This window comes from Rhodococcus sp. 008 (assembly GCF_001682295.1).
Taxonomy (GTDB): domain Bacteria; phylum Actinomycetota; class Actinomycetes; order Mycobacteriales; family Mycobacteriaceae; genus Rhodococcus_F; species Rhodococcus_F qingshengii.
This window is the reverse complement of the sequence record NZ_CP012749.1, coordinates 4,664,451-4,687,249: the sequence shown is the minus strand read 5'-3', so window position 1 is coordinate 4,687,249 and position 22,799 is coordinate 4,664,451. Positions and strand designations below refer to the sequence as shown.

The 22,799-nt window shown below is 61.7% G+C and carries 25 protein-coding genes, 1 tRNA gene and 1 other RNA gene; 6 read left to right on the top strand and 21 right to left on the bottom strand.

Annotated elements, in window-relative coordinates; translation table 11 throughout:
• Nucleotides 1–288: 288 nt before the first annotated feature.
• The 5 genes from AOT96_RS35335 to AOT96_RS21765 all read right to left on the bottom strand — a co-directional run bounded on the left by AOT96_RS35335 (nt 289) and on the right by AOT96_RS21765 (nt 2,882).
• Entirely contained in the window at nt 289–453 is a 165-nt protein-coding gene (locus AOT96_RS35335) for a hypothetical protein (protein ID WP_156778959.1), read from the bottom strand.
• Nucleotides 450–1,322 (bottom strand): recombinase RecT, encoded by an 873-nt coding sequence (locus tag AOT96_RS21780; RefSeq protein WP_065352251.1) that lies wholly within the window; start codon nt 1,320–1,322, stop codon nt 450–452. The genes AOT96_RS35335 and AOT96_RS21780 overlap by 4 nt, the downstream gene beginning before the upstream one ends.
• Nucleotides 1,319–2,257: a YqaJ viral recombinase family protein gene (locus AOT96_RS21775; protein ID WP_065352250.1), complete on the bottom strand. Its 939-nt coding sequence runs from the start codon at nt 2,255–2,257 to the stop codon at nt 1,319–1,321. Before AOT96_RS21775 ends, AOT96_RS21780 begins: the two co-directional genes overlap by 4 nt.
• Entirely contained in the window at nt 2,254–2,535 is a 282-nt protein-coding gene (locus tag AOT96_RS21770) for a hypothetical protein (protein ID WP_156778958.1), read from the bottom strand. Before AOT96_RS21770 ends, AOT96_RS21775 begins: the two co-directional genes overlap by 4 nt.
• Nucleotides 2,536–2,603: 68 nt before the next feature.
• A complete protein-coding gene (locus AOT96_RS21765) occupies nt 2,604–2,882 on the bottom strand; it encodes a helix-turn-helix domain-containing protein (RefSeq protein WP_058226499.1) in 279 nt (92 codons plus the stop codon).
• Nucleotides 2,883–3,084: 202 nt separating this feature from the next.
• Between AOT96_RS21765 and AOT96_RS21760 the strand changes: the two genes are divergently transcribed.
• The 3 genes from AOT96_RS21760 to AOT96_RS21750 are packed head-to-tail and all read left to right on the top strand — an operon-like array spanning nt 3,085 to nt 4,700.
• Nucleotides 3,085–3,552: a helix-turn-helix domain-containing protein gene (locus AOT96_RS21760; protein WP_058226498.1), complete on the top strand. Its 468-nt coding sequence runs from the start codon at nt 3,085–3,087 to the stop codon at nt 3,550–3,552.
• A gap of 41 nt (nt 3,553–3,593) precedes the next feature.
• On the top strand, nt 3,594–4,025 hold the full coding sequence (locus AOT96_RS21755) for a hypothetical protein (protein ID WP_065352248.1): 432 nt from the start codon (nt 3,594–3,596) through the stop codon (nt 4,023–4,025).
• 24 nt (nt 4,026–4,049) lie between these two features.
• Nucleotides 4,050–4,700, top strand: coding sequence for a DUF732 domain-containing protein (locus tag AOT96_RS21750; protein WP_065352247.1), 651 nt, complete (start codon nt 4,050–4,052; stop codon nt 4,698–4,700).
• Between the two features lies 1 nt (nt 4,701).
• On the opposite strand, the gene AOT96_RS21745 is transcribed toward AOT96_RS21750, so the two are convergent.
• The 14 genes from AOT96_RS21745 to AOT96_RS21680 form a co-directional block, all read right to left on the bottom strand.
• Nucleotides 4,702–5,805 (bottom strand): tyrosine-type recombinase/integrase, encoded by a 1,104-nt coding sequence (locus AOT96_RS21745; protein WP_065352246.1) that lies wholly within the window; start codon nt 5,803–5,805, stop codon nt 4,702–4,704.
• A 120-nt stretch (nt 5,806–5,925) separates the two neighbouring features.
• Nucleotides 5,926–6,001, bottom strand: a tRNA-Ala gene (locus AOT96_RS21740).
• A gap of 164 nt (nt 6,002–6,165) precedes the next feature.
• The gene (locus AOT96_RS21735; RefSeq protein WP_065352245.1) at nt 6,166–6,909 is read right to left on the bottom strand and encodes a DsbA family protein; all 744 of its coding nucleotides are present in this window, start codon (nt 6,907–6,909) and stop codon (nt 6,166–6,168) included.
• 42 nt (nt 6,910–6,951) lie between these two features.
• The gene (locus AOT96_RS21730; RefSeq protein WP_003942318.1) at nt 6,952–7,440 is read right to left on the bottom strand and encodes a MauE/DoxX family redox-associated membrane protein; all 489 of its coding nucleotides are present in this window, start codon (nt 7,438–7,440) and stop codon (nt 6,952–6,954) included.
• Between the two features lie 25 nt (nt 7,441–7,465).
• Nucleotides 7,466–8,719: an MFS transporter gene (locus tag AOT96_RS21725; protein ID WP_065352244.1), complete on the bottom strand. Its 1,254-nt coding sequence runs from the start codon at nt 8,717–8,719 to the stop codon at nt 7,466–7,468.
• 42 nt (nt 8,720–8,761) lie between these two features.
• Nucleotides 8,762–10,399, bottom strand: coding sequence for a phosphoglucomutase (alpha-D-glucose-1,6-bisphosphate-dependent) (pgm, locus tag AOT96_RS21720; protein WP_042450064.1), 1,638 nt, complete (start codon nt 10,397–10,399; stop codon nt 8,762–8,764).
• Nucleotides 10,400–10,496: 97 nt separating this feature from the next.
• On the bottom strand, nt 10,497–10,841 hold the full coding sequence (gene crcB / locus AOT96_RS21715; protein ID WP_003942344.1) for a fluoride efflux transporter CrcB: 345 nt from the start codon (nt 10,839–10,841) through the stop codon (nt 10,497–10,499).
• Nucleotides 10,838–11,215: a fluoride efflux transporter FluC gene (locus AOT96_RS21710; protein ID WP_007731302.1), complete on the bottom strand. Its 378-nt coding sequence runs from the start codon at nt 11,213–11,215 to the stop codon at nt 10,838–10,840. Before AOT96_RS21710 ends, crcB begins: the two co-directional genes overlap by 4 nt.
• Before the next feature lie 23 nt (nt 11,216–11,238).
• Nucleotides 11,239–12,042: a DUF1295 domain-containing protein gene (locus AOT96_RS21705; RefSeq protein WP_065352897.1), complete on the bottom strand. Its 804-nt coding sequence runs from the start codon at nt 12,040–12,042 to the stop codon at nt 11,239–11,241.
• The gene (locus AOT96_RS21700) at nt 12,039–13,355 is read right to left on the bottom strand and encodes an SAM-dependent methyltransferase (RefSeq protein WP_065352243.1); all 1,317 of its coding nucleotides are present in this window, start codon (nt 13,353–13,355) and stop codon (nt 12,039–12,041) included. The genes AOT96_RS21705 and AOT96_RS21700 overlap by 4 nt, the downstream gene beginning before the upstream one ends.
• A complete protein-coding gene (locus tag AOT96_RS21695) occupies nt 13,352–14,641 on the bottom strand; it encodes an SAM-dependent methyltransferase (protein WP_065352242.1) in 1,290 nt (429 codons plus the stop codon). Before AOT96_RS21695 ends, AOT96_RS21700 begins: the two co-directional genes overlap by 4 nt.
• The gene (locus tag AOT96_RS21690) at nt 14,638–15,381 is read right to left on the bottom strand and encodes a DUF1365 domain-containing protein (RefSeq protein WP_064444295.1); all 744 of its coding nucleotides are present in this window, start codon (nt 15,379–15,381) and stop codon (nt 14,638–14,640) included. Before AOT96_RS21690 ends, AOT96_RS21695 begins: the two co-directional genes overlap by 4 nt.
• Nucleotides 15,372–16,652, bottom strand: coding sequence for an NAD(P)/FAD-dependent oxidoreductase (locus AOT96_RS21685; RefSeq protein ID WP_065352241.1), 1,281 nt, complete (start codon nt 16,650–16,652; stop codon nt 15,372–15,374). Before AOT96_RS21685 ends, AOT96_RS21690 begins: the two co-directional genes overlap by 10 nt.
• Entirely contained in the window at nt 16,649–17,281 is a 633-nt protein-coding gene (locus AOT96_RS21680; RefSeq protein ID WP_007731295.1) for an alpha/beta fold hydrolase, read from the bottom strand. Before AOT96_RS21680 ends, AOT96_RS21685 begins: the two co-directional genes overlap by 4 nt.
• 53 nt (nt 17,282–17,334) lie before the next feature.
• Here AOT96_RS21680 and AOT96_RS21675 point away from each other — a divergent pair, with 53 nt between their 5' ends.
• From AOT96_RS21675 to AOT96_RS21665, 3 genes are all read left to right on the top strand, one after another.
• Nucleotides 17,335–18,156 (top strand): GNAT family N-acetyltransferase, encoded by an 822-nt coding sequence (locus tag AOT96_RS21675; RefSeq protein ID WP_080961234.1) that lies wholly within the window; start codon nt 17,335–17,337, stop codon nt 18,154–18,156.
• A gap of 111 nt (nt 18,157–18,267) precedes the next feature.
• The gene (locus AOT96_RS21670) at nt 18,268–19,569 is read left to right on the top strand and encodes an HNH endonuclease signature motif containing protein (RefSeq protein ID WP_065352240.1); all 1,302 of its coding nucleotides are present in this window, start codon (nt 18,268–18,270) and stop codon (nt 19,567–19,569) included.
• Nucleotides 19,570–19,670: 101 nt separating this feature from the next.
• A complete protein-coding gene (locus AOT96_RS21665; RefSeq protein WP_003942284.1) occupies nt 19,671–20,651 on the top strand; it encodes an alkaline phosphatase family protein in 981 nt (326 codons plus the stop codon).
• Between the two features lie 104 nt (nt 20,652–20,755).
• Here the strand turns inward: AOT96_RS21665 and ssrA are convergent.
• Both ssrA and AOT96_RS21655 read right to left on the bottom strand, forming a co-directional pair.
• Nucleotides 20,756–21,126, bottom strand: a transfer-messenger RNA (tmRNA) gene (ssrA, locus tag AOT96_RS21660).
• A gap of 66 nt (nt 21,127–21,192) precedes the next feature.
• Nucleotides 21,193–22,785 carry an SDR family oxidoreductase gene (locus tag AOT96_RS21655; RefSeq protein WP_065352239.1) on the bottom strand — a complete coding sequence of 531 codons (1,593 nt, stop codon included), beginning with the start codon at nt 22,783–22,785 and terminating at the stop codon, nt 21,193–21,195.
• Between the last annotated feature and the right edge of the window lie 14 nt (nt 22,786–22,799).

Sequence of the window (22,799 nt, the reverse complement as noted above, 5' to 3'; positions counted from 1 at the left end):
CGCACGATGTAACGGAACTCGCGACGTTCGCGGCAACGGAAGCACCAAAGCTCACCGTCCGGTTCGTCGTGTGCGATTTCAGTCGGCACACACAGAATGTGAAGACTCATGCTGCGTCCTCCGATTTCTTGGGAGCCATCGGACGCTCACCTATCGCCGAAATGGTCGGGCACGGCCAAGCGCGTTTGCAAGAGTCACAGAACTTCTCGAACTTCCCCGTTGCTCGGTTTCGTCCGTAGTTCACCGAATGCAGATTCCAAACTCGATTCAGCAGCGCGAGACGAGTTGTCATGCTGCGTCCTTTGGGGTTTCGGTGGGGAGGTTCGCGTCCGGATGCGACCAACGGTTGTACGGGCCACCACGGTCCTCACGCGTGCCGCACCAGGACTCGTGCTGGTTCCAACCCGGCACCGGACCACTGCACGTGCACGTATCGCGGAAGTAGATGCTCATGACGCCACCTGCTCTTCCACCGTCTCCACGTCAACGGGCTCCGCATCCAACGGCAACTGCTCAGGCTCCGCAGCTGCCTCGACCGCAGACTCCGCCTCCGACATCCCCTGAATACGCCCCATGATCAACGCCTGAATGTCGTCCTTCTCCTGCGCCGGCAACGTCGCAGTCTGCTTCCACAGCTCCCGCAACACATCCTTCGACTCAGCAGCCTCAATCGCAGCAAGCAAAGAATCAACGTCCACCGACACGACTTCGGCGTCTTCCGGCTCCCCCAACGCCTCAGCGATCGAACGTGGCCGCGACGACACAACCTGCGGGCGCTGCTGCTGCCGCGCCGCAACAGGCGCACCATCCTCATCGATCGTGCCGCCCAACTCCTCAGCCGTATAGATCACGCCATACAAGGCATCAGAAGCCCACATCCGTGCAGCCTCAGTGATCGCCCGAGACCGCAACATCGCCGCCGGGTAATTCGTCCACGGACCCTTGCTCGCCCACTTACCGGCCTTCCGCGCCTTCGCCTCATCCCAGCGAACAGGCTTCGGCACATAGTCCGGGTCATCAGCACGGATGATCGTCGCCTCCGCGTAGGTGTCGTCACCTTCGACGCGCAGCTTGTGACCGGCCTTCCGGACGAGCGACGCGATCAGATCGGCTGATGCGGTGGGCTTGCCGTCGATGACGTGGATGGACGTGAGTGCGTTGATGCGCGGGATCCCCAAAGCGTCTGCGTATTCGCACGCGAACATCAAGTTGGCAGGGTTGCCGCGGTACTGTCGGGGAAGCATGTCCCCCGTCGACATTGCCTTCGACCACTCCATCATCTCGGCGAGAGTGTTTTCGTTTCGTACTGCGATCTCGGTCATGCTGCTGCCTTTCGAGGATTCAAGATTTCGGGGGCCTTCTCCGCGAGGCCAGACGTGGCGCGGATAGACGGCGCGCCCTTGCTGTTGACACGCGACGCGATCGTGTGACCGTTGAACGTCGCCTTCTTCGACGAACCCAGAAACTCCAACAACACCGACCCGGTCCGCTTCTTCTCCAGCGCCACAGCAGCTTCCGCCGCAAACGCCTCCAAATACGGCACCGCGATCTCCGCCGGAACATCCACCCCGGGATCATCAGCAATCGACGTATTCGCATACCGAACCGACAACCGATCACAATCACGCGAATGATCCGCCGGCGGCTGGATACCTGCCTGCAACTGCTGATCGAACGCCAACACCCGTTCCCGCAAGACCGCAGCATCGCGGGCGTCATAGTCGATGACGAACACCTTCGGGCGACGGTGGAACAGTTCGAACGGACCGCACGCCGCGAGATGCGTTCGGCGAGCACCGATCACATCCATCTGCCACATCGCCTGCACCAGATAGTGCATCGGGACCTGATCACCCCACTGGTGGATGTCGTCAGCAGTCTTGATCTCCAACAACTCGATCTCGACAACCTCAACGCCGTCGACAACAGTGCTGATCGTGACGATGCCGTCAGGGTCCGCTGTCTGCCACTCCCGAATCGAGTGCTGCCAGGTCGAGGTCTCCTCCACTGACCAATCCGGGTGCATGTCCTGAAACCATCCGCGGATCAGCGGTTCGAACTCATGCCCGCGGCCCTGCACATCCGTTTGCGGTTGCAGCGGAACGATGCCCTTCATCGCGTCATAGATGCTGCGAGGGGTGTCCCACTTCGACAAGCCCACGATCGCCGCGACCTTCGACGCCGAGTACTTCGTCCACCACTCCGCCGTGCCAGGCGCAAGCGGTTCGGGAAGCTGGAAGCCAGTCAGAGTAGTCATGATGCCGCCTTGAAGTTGACGGCCTCAGCGAACTTGTCGCCCACCGCACTCAATGCGGCAACCAAATCCGCGGCATTAACCTCAATCGCCTTGAACATGGTTCCCGTCGCATCAGGATGCGACCAACCTTCCGGCAACAACACCCGCGCCGTGTAACCACACTCCAACGCACTCCACGGAACCGACCACGAATTGCGAGGCATCCCGTGAAACTCCAACAGATCCTCGATCCGCGCTATCGCTTCCCCGACCGTGTCAGGGGTAAGGTGTATGTGCATTCGCTTTTCCTTCCGATTGGTGATTGCCTCGCCCGTCCTCCTGCAAGAGGGCGGGCTTTTTCGTGCCCTCATGCCGAAACCAATTGTCGTTTGTCACGCGTGACACGCAACGGTTCAGGCATAAAAAGGGCCTTCCTGGGGGCTCGAAGCTCCTTGGCGATCAGCTTCGCCCGGTTCTGCGGGCAGTGCTTTCGCTTGCCAGTTCGGTAGTGGCCGATGGTGGAGTGGGAGCACTTCACCCTCGATGCCAGTTCTCGGACGGACATGTCGTTGTACTCCATGTATTCGACCAACAGGTCGGCGTTCACGATCACGTCGAGCCTCCATTCAGATTGCTTGTTTTTCATGGCTTTACCTTTCCGTTTCACTGTAGACGCTCTGTCTACCGTCCCACAAGACAGTAGACGGTGTAGACACTTTTGTCTACACCTAAATTGGCGATTTTCGACCCGTACCTCAAGCAATGCAGATCACAGTGATGGAATTTGTAGACAGCGCGTCTACACTCTGACTATTCGAACACTGCCGCCGTGAGGAACGTTTGTAGACATGAACACCGGACCCACCACAGACGATCTGTGGGACGCAGCGCTCGTCAAAGCTGGCTTCGTGGACAAGCGTGACGGCGAATCCCCCTCACACCGCGCACTAGCCGAACACCTCGGAATCGGCACATCCACCATCACCAACATCCGCGCCGGAAACGCCAAACCAAAACCAGCCACAGTCGCCAAAATCGCCGACGCCCTCCGCATCGACGTACGCGAACTATCCCGCTGGATCGGCCAGACCCGCGAAGTTGCGAAGCCCTACACCCCACCCTCCGAAGCCGACCTTCTCGACCAACGAGAACGCGACGCCCTAGACGAGATCATCCGAGTCATGGCCGCCAGCAAGATCGGTGTCAAGCCTGAGGACGAGACTTCCCAGAATCAACCGCTCAGGGTTGTCCGTCCGATTGCCGCTTCGCCACCAATCGCGGCGTCCAGGAGAAACAAGGAAACCAGATCCGACTAGTCGTGTTCTGAATTGTCGGTATCACTGTCTACAGTCCGCGCATGACCCGATATCACCCTTGGCGGACAGCGCGAAACAAACACGCCGACACCGTGATCGACTGCACCCGCGAACTTCCCGAGGGGGTTGCGGGCTACACAGACGGCACCGACATATGCATCTGCCGCACCCTTACCCAGGCTGCGCGACGATCAGTCCTCACTCACGAACTGATACATCTCGAGCGCGGCCTCCCATCCACGGATCCACGCTACGAGGCCCGCGAAGAGAAATTGGTCGACGAACTCGCGGCACGGCTCCTGATCCCTCTTGACTCTCTCGTCAATGCACTCGTTTGGACGCGAGGACAGCCCGACGACGAATGCGCGTGGGAACTCTGGACAGACCTGCACACACTTCTCGTACGGGTCCGAACGCTGACCCCGCTCGAGCGGGCCTACATTAATTCCGAACTGGACCGACGCTCAAACTAAGCGCCCCCACCGAAAGGCACGACGATGACGACACCTGGCCCCGGCTGGCATCCCGACCCTGAAGGCAACCAGCAGCTCCGCTACTGGGACGGACAACAATGGACCAGCGCCACACAGCCCATGCCGCAACCGACACCGCCCCCGACACCTGTTGATCCCGCAAAGCTCGCCAAAGACCGCAAACACGCCCTCATCGGCGCAGGCGTAGTCGCAGTGCTCATCGCCGCATACTTCGGCGTCAACGCTCTTGCCAACCGCAAAGACGATGCCGAAACGGTCGCCGCAGAAACCACCACGTCCGAAGCAGCCCCGACCACCACGACAACGGTCAGGCCGACGACTACAACAGTGCGAACAACCGTCGCAGCCGCACCACCAGTCACGACGACCTCAAGTGTTGCTGCAACGACCAACTACAACCCTGCCGACGACCCCGAGTTCCTATTCCTGGGGACACTGACACTCATCGGATTCCCTGACACCCCGGATTCAACGGCACTTGAAGCCGGACGAACAGCCTGCGCCAGCTTCAGGAAAGGCGAAGAGTTCATGGACATTTCGCTGATGACCTACTTCAACGGGCCGGACAGCTGGACGGCAGAGAATGCAGGTCAACTCGTAGGCGCAGCAGTCTCCGCTTTCTGCCCGCAATACAAGAGTGAACTGCCCCGCTAGGTCAGAGTCCTTCAAGGGCCGCGCTGAGGGCTGCTGATGCTGCTTGTGCGGCACGGCGATCCAGATGCCCGTAAATGTTGATCGTCGTCGTGATCGACTCGTGGCCGAGGTGCTGCTGAATGACAGGCAGCGGTACCCCGGCCGCGATCATCCAACTTGCGCACGAATGCCGAAGATCATGTGGCCGCGGCTTCTTCCCTAGTCTGTCGGACAGCTCCGCTATCATCGGCCGCCACGCCTTGTTGTGAAAAAGTTGAGCAGTGACCGGGCGCCCGAGACGATTCGTGAACACGAACTCATCTGGTGCGCGACCCTTCAGATCGCCACACGCTTCGATCGCCTGATCTGACAGGTTGATCGTCCGCACAGACTTCCGGGACTTCGGCGGCCCGAGTTTCCGCTTCGCTTCGCCTGTGTACTTCCAGGCCCGCACGATTCTCGCTGTCCGCTCCTCCAGATCGATGTCGCCCACTCGAAGCGCAGTAGCCTCGGAGAATCGCATTCCTGTCGACACCAGAAACACCGTCAACGGACGCCACTGCTCCACCACCACGTCCCGCACCCGAACGAACTCGGCCGGCGTCAAGAACACCGGCTCATCTTCCTTGTGCCGCGCCGGCAACCTCCGACCGTCACACGGGTTCACCTCAATGTGATTCGCTCGCACAGCACCGTTGAACGCACCCGACAAGAAACCATGCTTGTTGGCGATGGTCTTCGAGGAGCCCTTCTGCGCTTGGACCCACTTCGAGATCGCCTTCTCGTTCACGACGGATAGCGGCAAAGCGCCAAGAATCGGATCGATGTCGCGGCGGAGGTACGAGCGGTACTTGTTCTTCGTTGCTTCCTCGACGCCAGTCAGATGGTCGATGTACTCGGTGCACCACTCTGTCACCGTCAGGGCGGGGATCTCTTCGGGTAATGCTTCCGCGCCGAACATCAGCTCTTGCGCTGCATCGGGTCCGATTTGCTCCAACAGCTTCTTGTACTTGGTGGCTTCCTTCGGATCATCGAAGCTGTCCGACGATTGCGTGCCGTTGTGCCGATACAGAACCTGGTAGTAGGGCGTACCCGCTTTGGTGGTTCGTGGTCGAATGGATGCCATGAAACGAAAAAACCTCCCGGTTAGGGAGGTCATCGTATCGTCGTTGTGTGACAGGTGTTGACGTGGCGTGTTGACCGTCAACATTTTTCTCACCTTGCAGGTCTCTGACCTGCATCGATATGGTGGAGCTAAGGGGACTCGAACCCCTGACCCCCACACTGCCAGTGTGGTGCGCTACCAGCTGCGCCATAGCCCCGTATTCAGTTCACTCTAACAGTCGAACTCGCAGCGGCTGTTCTGCTTTCCGCTTGCTGGAAGAAAGTTACACCACTTGACTCGTGGGCAACAAATCGCCTGGTCAGAGCGAAGCGGCCGCTCCTTGTCGAAGCGGCCGCTCCTTGTCGAAGCGGCCGCTCCAGCTCAAGAGGAGAGCTTGGAAACCCAGTCGCTGCTGCCTGTGTCAACGATCTTGCCGTTCGCCACAACCGTGGGCGTCCCGTTCGACCCGACATCCTTGAGCGCCTGGCTGGCGGCTGCGGCATTGGCCGCGGCGGCTTCGACGTTGGTACCGGAAGTGATGCAGGTTGCCACGTCCTCGGATGCGCCCGCATCACGAGCGATCTGGGCGAGGTCGTCGTTGGTGTGGTCGCTGCTGCCGCCCTCGGCCGGCTGCGTGTCGGTCGCGAAAAGCTTGTTGTGGAATGCGGAGTACGCGATCGCGTCGCCGCCCTGAGCAACGCACAGGAGCGCAGCGCCGGCCCGTGTGGAGTAGTCACCGCTGCCCGACGCCCGGTTGAGGAAGTTCAGCATGTGGTATCGCACGGCGACGTCACCGTTGTCGACAGCGGCCGCGAGAGCCTGGCCACTGAGGTGTTCGAGAGCAGCACAGGCCGGGCACAGCGGATCCTCGAAGAGATCAATGGTTGTCGCGGCAGAGGGCTTGCCGAGCAGCACCACTCCGTTGTCCTGCACCGTGACGGCAACTTCGGAACTCTGCACGGAGCCGTAGCCGTCGTTCTGGGGCTTGTTCTTGCTGTTCGTCCACAAGACACCGCCGATGACGAGGGCCGCGATCACGAGCACCGCGAGGCCACCGATGATGTAGGTGGAGCGGCTCGAGACCGGTTCCGGCGAGTATTTGTTCTTGCTGCTCTTGGTGCTCACGCTGATGCAGTCCTTCGTGCGTCGAAACGATTTACCGATTGCTTACCTTGCCACTGAAGACTGAGTATCCACTGAGAACGCCGCGCGTGATCCGGGCCCCAATGCGAGTGGCGAACGCGGGAACACGAGCAGCCAGACGGCAAGTGCCAAGAAGCCCAGGTCGCGGAGAATCTCCTTCGAATAGTCCCAAGCGCCGACGTCGGCTGCACCTCCGCCGCCGAAACATCCGCAGTCGATGGACAATCCCCTGGCCCACACCGAAATGATCACCGCAATGAGAACCGTGAGGATGACCACCGAGACTGCAGCGGATGCTCGCACCGCCAACCCGACGAGGATCAGCAGGCCCAGGACTATTTCGACCAGGGGAAGAGCCGTCGCCACCGGACCCACCAGTGACTCGGGCAATAGTTGATAGGCGCGCACCGCGATCTTCGTCTGAACGGGATCAAAGAACTTGAGTCCCCCGGAAATCAGCCAAACGGCCGCCAAACCCAATCGGGCCACAAGACTCACGATGCGAATTGCCACCCGATCGAGAGTACAGAATGCCCGGTCAGTCCAGGTTTGTCCGCGCAGGAGTATCCGTTAGCACCGTCACATCAGTCAGATCTTCTACAACGGATTCGACAGACTTCGTTCGCGACGGGACGAACAACCACCCCGTCGCCGACACGACAACGACGGCTCCCATCACCGCGAAGGCCGCAGAGTACGACACATACTCGGCGATCAGCCCGGCACAAATCGGCGCCACTACCCCACCGATGTCGGACATCATCTGGAATACCGCCAGGACGGGTCCGCCGCGAGCCGTCGACCCGACCACATCGGCAACCGCGGCCTGCTGAGCCGGGCTCATGAGCCCTGAACCGACGCCCGTCACTGCAGCAATGACAAAGAACACCACGAGGTTGTCCGTGAATCCCATCGCGATGGTGCCCACACCACAGATGAGCAGGCCGCTCACGACAAAGGGCTTGCGTCCGAAGCGGTCGGAGAGTCGTCCGGACACGATCAACACCAACGCATTGCCGACGGCGAAGATCGTCAGGGCGTAGGCCGCAATCGAGGGGTCTCGGCCGAGGAACTCGACAACGAACAGGGGAACCATGGCAACGCGAACTCCGAAGATCACGCCACCGAAGGCGAGGTTCGATCCGAGCGCTGCCCGGTACACCGGAGACTGGAGGCCTTCTGTGAGAGTCATCGACTTCACATCGACAGCCTTGTCCGGTGACGCCAAATGAGATCCACGCAGGCTCACGAAGACAACGAGCGCGGCGATCACCAACGCAATTGCGTAGATGATGAACGGCATCCGCAGACCGAACTGCAACAGCGCACCGCCGACCAGCGGGCCGCCGATCGATCCCATGAGAAAGCTTGTCGCGTACAGACCCGACACGCGGCCGCGACTGTCCGGCGGTGACATGCGAATGATCAGCCCGAGAGCCGACACGGTGAACATGGTCGACCCGATGCCACCCAACGACCGGAACAGCAGAAGTTGCCAGTACTCCCCCGCGAAAGCGCACGCACCGGTCGAGACCGCGACGATGAGAAGGCCGACGATGTAGACCGGCCGCTCACCGAGTTTCTGTACCAAAGTGCCGCTCATCGGCGCGAACACCAATCGCATGAAAGCGAAAGACGAGATCACGATCGTGGCGGCGGTGACCGATACGTCGAAGCTGCGCGCGAACTGAGGTAGTGCCGGGGCGACCAACCCGAATCCGAGGGCGATGACGAAGCTGGCGGCGACCAGTACCCAAATTTCCTGTGGCAGCTTGGCTGCACGAGTTTTCATGTCGCCCGGAATTCTAGCCGGGCGACATGAGCGGTCCGCGGGCTAGTTCGCCTTCAAGACGCCGGACACCAAGTCCTTGGCCGCTGCCTGAACCTGAGCCAGATGATCGGCGCCCTTCATCGACTCGGCATAGATCTTGTACACGTCCTCCGTGCCGGACGGCCTCGCTGCAAACCATGCGTTCTCCGTCGTCACCTTGAGACCACCGATCGCCGCGCCGTTTCCGGGCGCGGCAGTCAGTGTCGCGGTGATCGGTTCACCCGCCAGCTCGGTTGCACTCACCTGGTCGGGAGACAGTTTTGCCAAGACTGCCTTCTGTGCGCGTGTCGCGGGCGCATCGATACGTGCGTACGCCGGGCTCCCGAACTTCTCGGCCAACGCGGCGTAGTGCGCTGACGGAGACTTTCCCGTCACCGCGGTGATTTCCGACGCGAGCAACGCAAGGATGATGCCGTCCTTGTCCGTCGTCCAGACGGAACCGTCGTGTCGGAGGAAGGACGCGCCGGCGCTTTCCTCGCCGCCGAATCCCACAGACCCGTCGAGCAATCCGGGAACGAACCACTTGAACCCGACCGGAACCTCGAGCAATTCGCGGCCCAGGCTGCTCACGACACGGTCGATCATCGAGGAACTCACGAGGGTCTTGCCGACCTTGGTATCTGCGCCCCAACCTGGCCGGTTCGCGAACAGGTACTCGATGGCAACGGCGAGATAGTGATTCGGGTTCATCAAACCGCCGTCGGGAGTGACGATGCCGTGGCGGTCGGAGTCCGCATCGTTTCCGGTCGCGATGTCGTAGCGATCCCGAATCCCGATCAGCGACGCCATCGCGTCGGGCGACGAGCAGTCCATGCGGATCTTGCCGTCCGTATCGAGCGTCATGAACCGCCAGGTCGGATCGACGAGAGGATTCACCACTTCGAGGTCGAGTCGGTGAGTTTCGGCAATCGCGCCCCAGTAGTCGACGCTTGCCCCGCCGAGGGGGTCTGCACCGATCGTGATTCCGGCATCGCGGATCGCGTCGAGGTTGAGGACACTGGGGAGGTCTTCGACGTAGTAGCGGAGGAAGTCGTAGCGTTCGACGCGGTCCAGCGCTTGTGCCGCCGTCACACGCCGTACCCCGGAAAGCCCCTTGCGCAGTAGCTCGTTCGCTCGATCGGCGATAACCGACGTCGCATCCGTGTCCGCGGGCCCGCCGTGCGGCGGGTTGTATTTGAAGCCACCGTCACGAGGCGGATTGTGTGACGGTGTCACGACGATGCCGTCGGCTTTGGCCTCCGGACCCGTCGAGTTGTATCGCAAGATCGCGTGACTGACAGCCGGGGTGGGAGTGTAGGCGTCGCGTGAATCGACGAGGACGACGACGTCGTTGGCAACCAGGACCTCCAAGGCCGACAGCCAGGCAGGCTCCGAGAGCGCATGTGTGTCCCGGCCGATGAACAGCGGGCCGTCGATTCCCTGCGAAGCGCGGTACTCGACGATCGCCTGGGTTGTCGCCAGGATATGAGCTTCGTTGAACGCCGAGTCGAGACTGGAACCGCGATGTCCTGAAGTGCCGAAAAGTACCTGCTGCATCGGGTTCTCGGGATCCGGAGTGCGCGTGTAATACGCGGTGACCAGATGAGGAACATTGATCAGATCCTCTGGCAGAGCCACTTGTCCTGCTCGTTCGTGCGCCACGAATCCCCCTCGGCCCGGTGGTCGACCACTGTGTCGACGCGACTGTGGACAATTGTCTACCCTGGCCGCGTGGCGTGCACGCTCGGCGCCGGATCCGTCAATCCGTGATCTGGATTCCCAACCACGCAGCGGACAGTCCCACGATCAGACTGAGGACGATGTAGATCAGAGAAAGCGCCGTCTGGCGCCTCTCGATCATCCCGACGTTCTCGGTCGCGAAGGTCGAATAGGTGGACAAGCCGCCGCAGAAGCCGGTCGCCAGAAGTGCGGCCATCTCGGTGGAAAGAGCTGCCCCGGTGAACAATCCAAGGAGGAAGCAGCCGATCACGTTCGCGGCGAACGTCGCAGCCGGAAATCCCTTGTACGCGGGCACATACCGCGCCAACAGGTACCGGCCACTCGCACCAGCGCCGCCGCCGAGCGCCACCAGGAGAACTGTCATGCCGACGCTCCGTCCCGCGCGCGGATCCAGCGTTCACCGAGCCCTTTGCCCAGTGCTGCAGCGAGGATCGCGGGAATCAACGTCCCGAGAACATAGAGAATCGATCGCCACGGACTCTCCGTCACGGCGTGAACCGCGAAGGACGAGAAGGTGGTGAAGCCGCCGCAGAAGCCCGTGCCGAGAAAGAGGTACCCAACCTTGTTGTGCACGAGCAGGGCCGCGAGAACACCGAGAACGAACGAGCCGACGACGTTGATGACCAGAGTCGTCCAGATGTGGGGAAAGAGCTCCCCCAGACCGTAGCGGCTGAGCGCGCCCAACCCTCCGCCGACGGCAACCGCGCATACCGCAGCCGGCAGTTTCAGATCACCCATGCTCTGGCCTCACCCGAAAGAGCCTACGTCCCGGAGCGGGCTTTCGGCGGGCGAGGAATGAAGTAACTTGTCCGCTGCTGATACTCGCGATAGCCCGGACGCTGTTCCATGTGTCGCTCGAGCAACCGCGCTCCGGTGGCGAAGACCAGGAAGTACGTCATGGCGATCGGTGAGAGGACGGTCAACACCCCCGGCCACACGGACGCCGAGACGAGGAAGATCCCCCACCAGACACACGCGTCGCCGAAATAGTTGGGATGCCGCGTCCATGCCCACAAACCTTGATCCATGACGTGGCCACGGCTGCCCGGATCGGATTTGAACTCCTCCATCTGTCGGTCGCCGACCGTCTCGAACGTGACGCCGACAATCCACAGCGCGATTCCGAGTACGACAAGAAGTCCGAAGCTGCCGTTCGATACTGCTGCGACCTGGATCGGCAGGGAGACGAACCACAACGAAATCCCCTGCGTGAGATAGATCTTGCGGATCGCATACAGCGTTCGATTACCCGTCGCTCGTCCGAGCATTTCTTCGTACCGCGGGTCTTCACCTTTGCCACGCGATCGAATCGCCATGTGCGTCGCCAACCGCAGACCCCAGATCGCCACGAGCGCAAGCATCAGCAACCGGCGCCAGAGGTCGCCGGTTCCCACTATCGCGGACACGAGCGCGATCAGAACGAAGCCGGCGCCCCACGACACGTCGACAACGTTGTGGCGCCCGATCCGTACACCGATCGTGGCTGTCACCGTCATTCCGACGGCGATCGCCAGCAGACTCGTGAGTGTGACCACTCCGAACGCGCCCCAGTCGAATCCGTTCATCGCCGCGACACCCACTGCGGCCGTACCGGTTCCATACCCGATCGACCATCACCGTGCGGCCGGACCGACAGAATCTGATCGACGCCCATCCTGCCGTCCCGAAATGCCATTCCTCCGCCGACGAGGTAGAGACGCCACACCCGAGCGACTTCGACACCTACGAGTTCCACGACGCGATCCCAGTTCGATTCGAAGGTCTCGATCCACGCGTCGACGGTCCGCACGTAGTGCTCACGCAGGGCGTGGACGTCCCGCACTTCGAGTCCACCTTCCTCGATCATCGCAACAGTGCGACCGACGGGCCGCATGTACATGTCCGGCGCGATGAACGACTCGATGAACGGACCTCCCCCGGGGTGCGGGCCAGTGCGGGACATCTGCTGAATCAGCACACGGCCACCGGCAATAACGTTGTCGTGGAGCGCTTTCACGTATGTCGGATAGTTGTCCTCACCGACGTGCTCACCCATCTCGATCGACGCGACCGCATCGAAGGGCGCGTCCGGAATCTCACGATAATCTTGGAGCCGGATCTCGACCCAGTCTTCCAAACCGAGCGCGCGGACCTTCGCGTCGACAAAAGCCTTCTGCTCCGCCGAGATCGTGATTCCGACAACCCTGGCGCCGTACTCCCGCGCTGCATGCAGGCTGAGCGAGCCCCAACCACAGCCGACATCGAGAAACCGCAAGCCTCGCGCTCGATCGAGACCGACCTTGCGGCACACCAGGTCCAGCTTGTCTGTCTGTGAGTCTTCGAGCGTGTAGTCCGGTGTATCGGAAGTCCAATAGCCCGAGGAGTACGCCATGTTCTCATCGAGGATCAATTGGTAGAAATCGTTCGACAAATCGTAGTGGTGCCCGATCGCCTCGCGGTCGCGGGCGAGGCTGTGCAGGCGCCCCTTCACCTGAGCCTGCGACGCCGGCGGAGCCAAAGGTCTCCCGAAAGCACCGAAGGATCGCGCAGCCTTGACCGCGGCCAAGACGAGCGATGGTGTCGGGGTAATCGACCCGAGCCCCCGCTCGGCAGACACCTTCCACACGTGTGTGAGTGCGTCGCCTAGATCGCCCTCGACGTCGAGTTCACCGAGAACATACGCCTGCGCAGCCCCCAACTCGCCGGGATTCCAGAGCAAGCGTCGCAAAACGTTCGGGCTGTAAAGCGTCACCTTCGGAGCATCTTCCGGACCTGCTGTGCTGCCGTCCCATGCAGTCAACCGCACCGGAAGTTCGCCGCCGACAAGTGGACTGAGGATGTCCGAGAGACGACCCGCAACGCCGGTACCTTGTGTCGTTCGATCCATTGTGGCAGTCATCGCTGGTTCCTCCGATCGAGAACAATTTGCTGGACGTCGAGATACCCCGACCGAAACCCCGCCTCGGAGTAGCAGAGATAGAAATGCCACATGCGCGCGAACACTGCGTCGAACCCGAGCGCGGACGCCTCGTCGGTGCGAGCGCTGAATCGCTCGTCCCACAGTCGCAACGTCTGCGCGTAGTGATCGCCCATCGACATCCGCTCACGCACCCGCAGGGTTGTCATGCGCTCGGTGACGTCCTCGATCGCCCGCACCGACGGGAGAAATCCGCCGGGGAAGATGTACTTGTGCACCCAGGTGTAGGTGTTGCGGGTCGCGAGCATTCGATCGTGCGGCATCGTGATGGCTTGGATCGCTGCGCGCCCACCCGGCGCCAGCAGGGCGTCGATCGTCTGGAAGTAGCTCCCCCAGTACTGGTGGCCGACGGCCTCGATCATCTCGACCGACACAACGGCGTCGTACTCCCCCTGTACCTGCCGATAGTCGAGAAGGTCGACCTGAACGCGATCTGCCAGTCCCGCAGCGCTTATCCGCTTCGCTGCCAATTCCTGCTGTTCGACCGAAAGTGTCACCGAGCGCACCGTCGCTCCCCGTTGGGCAGCTCGGATCGCCAATTCTCCCCAGCCTGTGCCGATTTCGAGCACTCGCGAACCGGGTCCGACACCTGCGCCATCCAGCAGTCGATCGATCTTCCGATGCTGCGCCGCTGCGAACACGTCCCACGGCGGGGTAGCTCCTACCGACAAATCCTCGAAGAGAGCACTGGAATACGTCATGGTGTCGTCGAGGAACAGTTCGAACATCTCGTTCGAGAGGTCGTAGTGCCGGGAGATGTTCGAGCGCGTGTTCTGCGTCGAATTCCGTTCACTGCGAGGCTGCTTCGGAATGTAGAGGCCTCGTAGCCGCTGCAGGAAGTCGGGAATGAGCGTCGCCACGCGGGAGGCGAAGACTTCCAGGACCGCAGTGAGGTCGGATGCTTCCCAATCGCCCGCCATGTAAGACTCGCCGAATCCGATCAAACCACTGTCCCCCACACGAGCAGCGAAGTCGTCTGGGCGGTGAATGACCATCAACGGCGAATCGGGGCTACCGCCACCGGAGAACTCACCGTTGGGCATCTGGACACGCAGCGGCAAACGCGCGACCGCCTTGTGGAACAGGGCGCGGGCAACCGGTGATGCAACCCGCACTTTGAGCCCGCTCGGCACGGTGGCGACGCCCGGCCACCGCTCGGTTTCGATCGTGTGAGCGGAAGGTTCGGTGCCGAGAGTGGTTGTGGTCATTGCACTGCCTCCTGCGGGTGATGTTGCGGTCGGGGAACGATGGGTAAGCGCCTGGCCCACAGCCGGATTCCTTGAAATCTGATCTGCGCGGCGACTCGGAGCGGAGCCAGCGGGATGGCGAGCGCACTGCGCACGATCTCGCGCGTCGTCGCCGGCACACAACGACCGGACACCGTGGCCACGAAGGGCGCCTTGCCGTCACGGGCCAGAACTATCGAGAGCGCGAGCGCGGTGTCGGGTAGCGGAAGTCGCATCCGGTACTCGCCGTCCAGATCGTTGAACGGAGATACGTAGAACTCTTTGGACGTGCGAACCGCGCCACGTTCGTCGGTTTCGAGCAGGTAGCAGTGCCGTTCGCCGTAGGTGTTGTGAACCTCGGCAACGACGCACCGCTGACTGCCGTCGTCGTTCAGACACCAGAACACACTCAGCGGGTTGAACACATGGCCGAACACACGCGCGTTCGCAAGCATGAGGATGCGACCGCCGGCGAACTCCAATCCGTTGGTTGCCAGAAAAGTCTCGACGTTGGCACGAATCGATCGAGTGGAGTCGCCGAGGTGATCCCCGGCGTCGAACTTCGCCAAGGGACGCAAAGCCTTCGGGAGCTCGGGCAAATCGTCGACGTCGACGAGCCAGCTGTAGCTTCGGTACTCGAACTCGTTGTGCAGCGGCTCCGTTCGTACGTGCCGGATGCTCGTATGAACGATGGACGGCGTGATGGGAGTAGTCACGGCCACCGACCTCCGACGCGTTCGGCGGCGCGCAGGCCAGAGAGTGCACCGTCCTCGTGGAAGCCCCATCCGTGGTATGCGCCGGCAAACGCGAGTACGTCCGAGTCCAGCTCAGGAAGCCGCGCTTGAGCGGCGACGGAGGTGGGTGTGTACTGCGGATGCTCGTAGGTCATCTGATCGATCACCGACTCCGGGGCCACCATTTCGTCTCCCCCCAACGTCACCAGGTAGCGCCGGCCGGTCTCCGGCAGCCGCTGCAACCTCGTCATGTCGTAGCTGACCAGAACGTGATCCGGCTTCGCGTTGCATTCAGGGATGTAGTAGTTCCACGACGCGCGCGCATTGGTGTTGCCGGGCAGCACATTTTCGTCCGTGTGAAGTTGGGTGTGGTTGACGGAGTACGGCATTGCACCGAGGACCTGGGATTCGACAGGCGTCGGATCCGCCAAAATCTTCAGCGCTTGCTGCGGATGCGTTGCGACCACGGCTGCGTCGAAGGTCTGGATCTGGTCGTCGCCGTCACGAATGTCGACGCGATCGTCGAACCGGTGGATTGCGCGCACCGGCGTGTTGAGGCGGATATCCCCGATACTTTTGGCGACGAGACGAACGTATTCGCCCGATCCACCGGTGACTGTTCGCCAGGTCGGCGATCCAGTGACGCTCAGCATTCCGTGGTGATCGAGGAACGAGAACAGGTACCGCGCGGGATATTTCAGCGCCGAGCCGGGATCACACGACCAGACTGCCGACACGAGCGGAGTCATGAAGTGAGCGGTGAAGTAGTCGGAGAACCGGCCGCTGCGCAGAAACACCCCAAGTGTCTGGTCAGGTGCCGACGGATCCGTGTTGTCGAGCAATGCGCGGGCACGGCGGTGGAAGCGCTTGACCTCCATCAACATCGACAGAAAACTGCCTTTCACCAGCAGCCCCGGCGTCGGGAGAACGCCGCGCAACCCTTGGCCTCCCGAGTACTCGAGCCCGCACCCCCCACACCTGACCGACATGCTCATATCGGATTCCTGCGTAGGCACATCTAGTTCTGCGAACAATCGCAACAATGTCGGATAGGTGCGATCGTTGTGGACGATGAACCCCGTGTCGATGGCGAGGCTTCGCCCTTCCGGGTCGGTGACCGAATGGGTGTCCGCGTGCCCGCCGAGCCGTGAATCCGCTTCGTAGAGGGTGACGTCACTGTCCTTACTGAGCACCCACGCCGCTGTCAGACCTGCGACACCACTACCGACGACGGCCACCTTGCGCTTGTCGGAACTCATCGTCGTTCTCCCATCTTTGTTGCGGCTACCCCGCGACTCATTCCTGCGATTGCATCCGCGACGAGGCGATGCCAAGTCGCCGCCCGACGGAGCATGAAGTGGCCTGCGCCGTCGATGCCGATCCATTCAGCGCTCTTACCCGACTTCTGCAGTTCGTCAACCTTCCGGCGAGACGCTGCCGGGTCGGTCCACGAGTCGGCCGTGCCGTGGAGCACAACCAGCGGTGTGTCCGAATGCAGATTCACCGACGTTCCATCGGGCCACCACGGCGCCAGCGCGACCACACCGACCACCGCCGGATCGCCACATAGTTCGGCGGCGACCCGTCCGCCCATCGAGTGCCCCAGCAGGATCACCTGAGCTTGTGAATTACGTTTCGTTATCGCGTCGAGTGCGGCGCGGGCGTCGGCGACCGGACTGCGCTCGGCACCGTTCCAACCTCGAACTCGATAGCGAGCCTGCACCGCCTTGACACCGGAGAGGCGAAGCTGAGCGGTGAACGGGCACATCCGAAGGTTGGACAGATGCCAGGCGCGAGCCGGGCGATGGCTCGATACCTTTCCTCCAGGCAGCACTAGCACCACCAGGTGCTGGTCACCGTCCTGCTGTTGCCGTCGGTTGGGCGTCATACACGGCATTCGGAGCCGAAAACCATTTGGATGGGGTTCGTAGAATTTCTTTTGTGAATCGTGAAGCACTCGTCGGCGATGTCCTCGACGCCATGGACGCCAACTTGGTATCCCATGCCTGCCACCTGCATGAACACTTGCCGACGGGATCGGTCACGGTCTCTGCAGATGTTGTCGTCGCAGACAGCGGCCTCACCGACGACACTTTCAACATCATCGCTGGTGCGCGCTTCGCTGTACCTGCTGCTGAAGGCCCGGAAGAAGACCGACGACTACTCGACGTACTCGCGTGGCTTCGAGCAACCGGTCGTCCGTTCTCCTGGTGGACAGGTCCGCGCGACAAGCCCTCTGACCTCGGCGCTCGCTTGTCAGCCCTCGGCTGCGTGCGCTCCGAGGAAGAAAGAGCGATGACGGCAGACTTGGACGTCGTCCCACGCCCAACGCCTGTCTCAGAACTGTGCGTTCAGCGAGTGACGACTCGTTCGCAGCTCGCCGACTACGCCGCCGTGATGGCCGCCAATTGGTCGCCGCCCTCAACCGCAGTAATACGTTTCTTCGAAGACACCGCCGATGACATCCTCGATGAGCGCTCGCGGAGTTCGTTTGTCGTGGGATACGCGAACTCCCAGCCTGTCGCCGGAGCCGAGGTCCATTTTGCCGCCGACGTCGCCGGACTGTATGGGGTCGTCACACTCGAAACGGCGCGCCGACGAGGATTCGGCTCGGCGGTCACCCTTGCCGCACTCGACATCGCCCGCGAGCGAGGTGCCCGAACCGCTGTACTTCAGGCGTCCAGCGACGGCGCACAGCTCTATCGAAACGTCGGCTTCGAGGATGTCGGTACCTACGCCGAGTACTCGATCGGCAGCGGTTAGACGTCCCCGCGGGGACGCTTTCCGTCCTCATCCACGGATGTGTGTCGGTACTGGCATCTATCATCGAACGTACATTCGAAACATTGTCGGACACGCGCCGGGGGGGCAACGATGAACGCAGAACTGACCGATACCGCAGAACTGACCGATACCGCAGCACTGATCAATGAAGAAACGCAGGGTTCCACCCGAAGCGACGTAGAGCAACTCGGCTCCGAAATCTGCGCTCTCGCCGGCCAGATCGCGGCGGCCACGGCTCGATTCCTCACCCTCCTGTCGAAGTTCGACGAAGACCGCGGCTGGGCCGGCCCTGGACTGCATTCATGCGCCCACTGGCTGTCGTGGAAATGTGGAATGAGCCTGCACACCGGCAGGGAATATGTTCGCGTCGCCAAAGCGCTCCGCCCTTTGCCCGAGATGCGGAAGGCCTTCGAGCAAGGCCGGCTGTCCTACTCGAAGGTTCGCGCACTCACCCGGGTCACCACGCCGTCAAACGAAAAGCAGATGGTTCGGTTCGGATGCGAGGCGCCCGCAGCCCAGATCGATCGTCTCGCCGCAGGTCTGCGTAAAGCAACCGACAATGAATCTGGCAAAAGCAAAGCGCCCGAACATCTTCAGGTCCGCTGGCATTGGGACTCGGATACGGGCGAGTTTGTCATCAAAGGACGCCTGCCCGCGCAGGACGGCGCCCGAATCCTCGCAGCATTGGCGGCGGCGGAACGTGAACGCACCCGAACCGCTGCCATCCGCCCTGTCGACGAGAAGGCCACAAAGAACCCGGCCGGAAATATCGGACCAGGACTCGTCGCGATGGCAGAGCTCGCCACCGCCGCAGTCACAGACCGCACGTCCAAGGCCGCCGCGAACGAAGTTGTGTTCTTCCACGAAGCGAACACCGTCCGTGTACCGAGTGGACCCGCACTCCCCCAAAGTGCCGCCGAGGAAGTGCTCTGCAACGCGAAACTTCGCCTGGGAACGACAAAGGAGGGATGCGTTTTGAATCTGGGCCGAAGGACCCGCGTCGTCAGCGCCAAACAAATGCTGGCATTGAATTACCGCGACGGATGTTGCCGCACACCGGGTTGCGGGCGGACTCGCTTCTTACACGCACATCACGTGAAATTCTGGGGACGCGGCGGAAATACGGACTTGGACAATCTGATCATGCTGTGCGGCACCTGCCACCGCGCGCTGCATGACGGCCAGTTCACGATCACTGCTCTCGGCGAGCAGAAGTTCGAGTTCCTTTACGCCAATGGTGACGTCATCGACCCAGCACCACCGACCGAGGGATTCGCTGATGGCCTACTGCGCGGAGACATACCCGACGACGCGATCATCCCAAGATGGGACGGCGAGCCCCTTCACCTCGATCACGCGGTCAGCGTCATCCTCGACGGTTGGGCCGCCTGAGGAAACATTGGTCTAGTCCAATCTGAATCTGCCGTGAACAACAGGACAACCCTCACATCCTGGTAGTGCAATTGGTCTAGTCCTATCGCAAGATGCTTAGCGTGACCAAGAAAATCGCACGCACCTCAGCCGCTATCACACTCCTCCTCGCCGGCGCTGTTGCTGCCGGAACTGCAACTGCTGCAGCAATTCCCGGATCGTCCGACCTCAATCCGTCGGCCGCCGAGAAGACAGTTGTCATCGGCCTCGACGGCACTATGCTCAGCCACATCAAGACCGCCGACGCTCCCCGCCTCCAGAAGCTGATCGCCGAAGGAACCAGCGGAGAATCTTCCATCCTCGGCCACACCACCATCTCCGGACCGTCGTGGTCGACCATCCTGACCGGAGTCTGGGATACCAAGCACGGAGTCAAGGACAACACGTACGCGGGCGCCCGCTTCGACCTCTACCCGAGCGTCTTCACCCGACTGGAAACAGCAAAGCCCTCCCTCCTCACCGAATCGATCTCCACGTGGGGCGGCATCGACAACATCGCCTCCAGTGGGACACCGAAAGCCGACGTTGTCGTCACCACGGCCGATGCAGGTTCCGGAGCGGCCACCGACGCTGCGACGGCAGACGCCGTCGCCCGCGACATCACAGACAAGGGACCTGACCTGATCTTCACCCAACTCGATCAGGTGGACGGCGCGGGACATAGCGGCGGCACCAACGGCGCTGCGTACGAAGAGTCCATCGCCTCGGTCGATGCTCAGGTGGGCAAGATTGTCGATGCCGTCGATCAGCGCGCAGCAAAGACCGGCGAGAAGTGGACTGTACTGGTCACTGCGGATCACGGGCACAAGCCCGCCGGTGGGCACGGCGGTCAGACACCCGCGGAAGCAACGACATTCGTCATAGCACGCGGCGCGGGATACGCGGCCGGTAAGAACACAGACTCGTACACGATCGCCGACATCACCCCGACAATCCTCAAGAGCCTGGGCGTTGCATTGCCTGCCGATCTGGACGGCAAGCCGCTGGCCAAGGAAGCTCCCGGCTTCGTCGGCTCGGTCGACCTGGGATTCTTCGGCTCCTGATCGCAAGAAGGCCCGGGCCACACAGCAGAGTGCCGCAGCAAGACAGCAGCAAAAAGGCAGCAAAAAGGTCGGGCCGGAGAGCGTGTGCTCTCCGGCCCGACCTGTTGTGGAGCTGCCGGGAATTGAACCCGGGTCCTACGTTGAATCGCTAGGGCTTCTCCGTGTGCAGTTCGCTAAGTCTCTACTTGGATCTCCCAGTCTCGCGAACAAGCCAGGATGACGATCCCAGTCACTGTTTGATGTCCCGTCCGACTCCGTGACCGAGCCGAACAGTAAAGCCCTCTAGCTGATGCCAGGAACCGGGTCGAGGGCAACCCCGGGCTGACAGACACGCTTCGCTACTTAGGCAGCGAGAGCGTAGTCGCGCTGATTGGAATCGGCGCTTATAGGTTTGCAGCGACGCTTACGGTGGTCTCTTGCCTGCACCGACACGCTTCCCCTAACTCAACACACGCAGTCGAAACCGTTCAGCCCCGTGTGTGCCCCGCGTCTTTCGTGGGGCTATTCACTATAACGCGCCGAAGTTCGGAAGTCATACCAATTAATCGGCGGCACTTTCCGTGTGCTTCGCCCGAGCCGTTTCCTGCACTGCACCCGCTTCCTGCACTGCACCCGCTTCCTGCACTGCACCCGTTTCCTGCACTGCAGCCATCTCACGCTCGGCGGCACCGGTGATGTTGGTGATCATCCCCTGGAAGACGACTCCGTGGAAAGGCAGGATCGAATACCAGTACGCCCGACCCGCGAGCCCGCGAGGGAAGAAGACCGCGCGTTGATCGAGGTGGGAACCCACCGGCCGTCCGTCGGCACCGGCTGGGCCTTCTGATACTCGCAACTCCAACCATGCTCCGCCCGGGACCTTCATCTCGGCGCGCAATCGGAGCAACTTGCCTCGATCGATTTCTTCGACCCTCCAAAAGTCCAGGGCTTCGCCCGTGTTGAGCCGGCGTGGATCCCGCCTGCCCCGGCGCAGTCCGACACCACCGACCGCGCGGTCCATCCACCCCCGAATGGCCCACGCCAAAGGGAATGAATACCAACCGTTCTCGCCGCCGATCGACTCGACCACCGACCAGAGGGTTTTCGGATCCGCCGCGCAGTCACGTTCGCGATGATCGACGTAGACCGCTTCGCCGGCCCAATCCGGGTCGGATGGAAGAGGATCGGATGGAGCGCCCGCAATCGTTGCACCGGACCACGCCGTCTCCACCTCACCGGTGTCGATCTTGCGAAGTGCCAGTCGGACCGCTTCTCGATACGGCGTGAGGCCCTCGGCGGGAGGCGGGATGAAGCTGTCGATGTCGTGATTGTGCATCACCGCGTCGTTCTGCAGGGATTCGATCAGGGGCATCGCCAAACCTCGTGGGATCGGCGTGACCAATCCCACCCAGTGACCTGCCAGACGCGGGGTGAGGACGGGCAGGACGAGGATGCGTCGGCGTACCAATCCAGCGACGTCGGCGTAGGTGTTCATCATTTCGCCGTACTGCATGACATCCGGCCCACCGATGTCGAAGGCGCGGTTGACCTCCGGCGTCGTCGCCGCGGCTGCAATCAAATAGTGGAGTACGTCACGCACCGCGATCGGCTGAATGTTGTTGTGCACCCACTTGGGTGTGGTCATCACCGGAAGCCGATTGGTCAAGTGGCGCACCATTTCGAAGGACGCCGAACCCGATCCGATCACCACTCCAGCTTGGAACACAACCGTCGGAACCTCGGAGTCGAGCAGGATCCGACCGACTTCGAGCCGGGACTGCAAGTGAGTCGACAACTCTCGGTCGGAGGGATGAAGCCCGCCCAGGTAGACGATCCGTCGCACCCCCGCATCGCGGGCAGCGGCGGCGACGTTCTCCGCGCTTCGCTTGTCGATATCCGAGAACGACCCTCCCCCACCCATGGCGTGAACGAGGTAGTAGACCACGTCGATATCGTCGAAAACACCTGAGAGGGTGGCACTGTCGGTCAGATCCCCGCGCTTGATCTCCACGGAATCGTGCCAGGGAACATCGCGTAGTTTCTCCGGGCTGCGCACCACCACTCGAACTCGATGACCCTCTTCGACCAGGCGAGGGGCAAGACGTCCGCCGATGTATCCGGTCGCACCCGTGATCAACACTCTCACTGCGTCCATCACCCCACGCTACG

Excerpts from the sequence above, each read along its gene's own strand:
- AOT96_RS21710 (WP_007731302.1), bottom strand. The coding sequence starts at position 11,215 with ATGGGTGATCTGAAACTGCCGGCTGCGGTATGCGCGGTTGCCGTCGGC.
- crcB (WP_003942344.1), bottom strand. The coding sequence starts at position 10,841 with ATGACAGTTCTCCTGGTGGCGCTCGGCGGCGGCGCTGGTGCGAGTGGC.
- AOT96_RS21765 (WP_058226499.1), bottom strand. The coding sequence starts at position 2,882 with ATGAAAAACAAGCAATCTGAATGGAGGCTCGACGTGATCGTGAACGCC.
- AOT96_RS21725 (WP_065352244.1), bottom strand. The coding sequence starts at position 8,719 with ATGAAAACTCGTGCAGCCAAGCTGCCACAGGAAATTTGGGTACTGGTC.
- AOT96_RS21680 (WP_007731295.1), bottom strand. The coding sequence starts at position 17,281 with ATGACGCCCAACCGACGGCAACAGCAGGACGGTGACCAGCACCTGGTG.
- AOT96_RS21705 (WP_065352897.1), bottom strand. The coding sequence starts at position 12,042 with ATGAACGGATTCGACTGGGGCGCGTTCGGAGTGGTCACACTCACGAGT.
- AOT96_RS35335 (WP_156778959.1), bottom strand. The coding sequence starts at position 453 with ATGAGCATCTACTTCCGCGATACGTGCACGTGCAGTGGTCCGGTGCCG.
- AOT96_RS21775 (WP_065352250.1), bottom strand. The coding sequence starts at position 2,257 with ATGACTACTCTGACTGGCTTCCAGCTTCCCGAACCGCTTGCGCCTGGC.
- AOT96_RS21760 (WP_058226498.1), top strand. The coding sequence starts at position 3,085 with ATGAACACCGGACCCACCACAGACGATCTGTGGGACGCAGCGCTCGTC.
- AOT96_RS21655 (WP_065352239.1), bottom strand. The coding sequence starts at position 22,785 with ATGGACGCAGTGAGAGTGTTGATCACGGGTGCGACCGGATACATCGGC.
- AOT96_RS21685 (WP_065352241.1), bottom strand. The coding sequence starts at position 16,652 with ATGAGTTCCGACAAGCGCAAGGTGGCCGTCGTCGGTAGTGGTGTCGCA.
- AOT96_RS21750 (WP_065352247.1), top strand. The coding sequence starts at position 4,050 with ATGACGACACCTGGCCCCGGCTGGCATCCCGACCCTGAAGGCAACCAG.
- AOT96_RS21780 (WP_065352251.1), bottom strand. The coding sequence starts at position 1,322 with ATGACCGAGATCGCAGTACGAAACGAAAACACTCTCGCCGAGATGATG.
- AOT96_RS21700 (WP_065352243.1), bottom strand. The coding sequence starts at position 13,355 with ATGACTGCCACAATGGATCGAACGACACAAGGTACCGGCGTTGCGGGT.
- AOT96_RS21695 (WP_065352242.1), bottom strand. The coding sequence starts at position 14,641 with ATGACCACAACCACTCTCGGCACCGAACCTTCCGCTCACACGATCGAA.
- AOT96_RS21770 (WP_156778958.1), bottom strand. The coding sequence starts at position 2,535 with ATGCACATACACCTTACCCCTGACACGGTCGGGGAAGCGATAGCGCGG.
- AOT96_RS21745 (WP_065352246.1), bottom strand. The coding sequence starts at position 5,805 with ATGGCATCCATTCGACCACGAACCACCAAAGCGGGTACGCCCTACTAC.
- AOT96_RS21755 (WP_065352248.1), top strand. The coding sequence starts at position 3,594 with ATGACCCGATATCACCCTTGGCGGACAGCGCGAAACAAACACGCCGAC.
- AOT96_RS21670 (WP_065352240.1), top strand. The coding sequence starts at position 18,268 with ATGAACGCAGAACTGACCGATACCGCAGAACTGACCGATACCGCAGCA.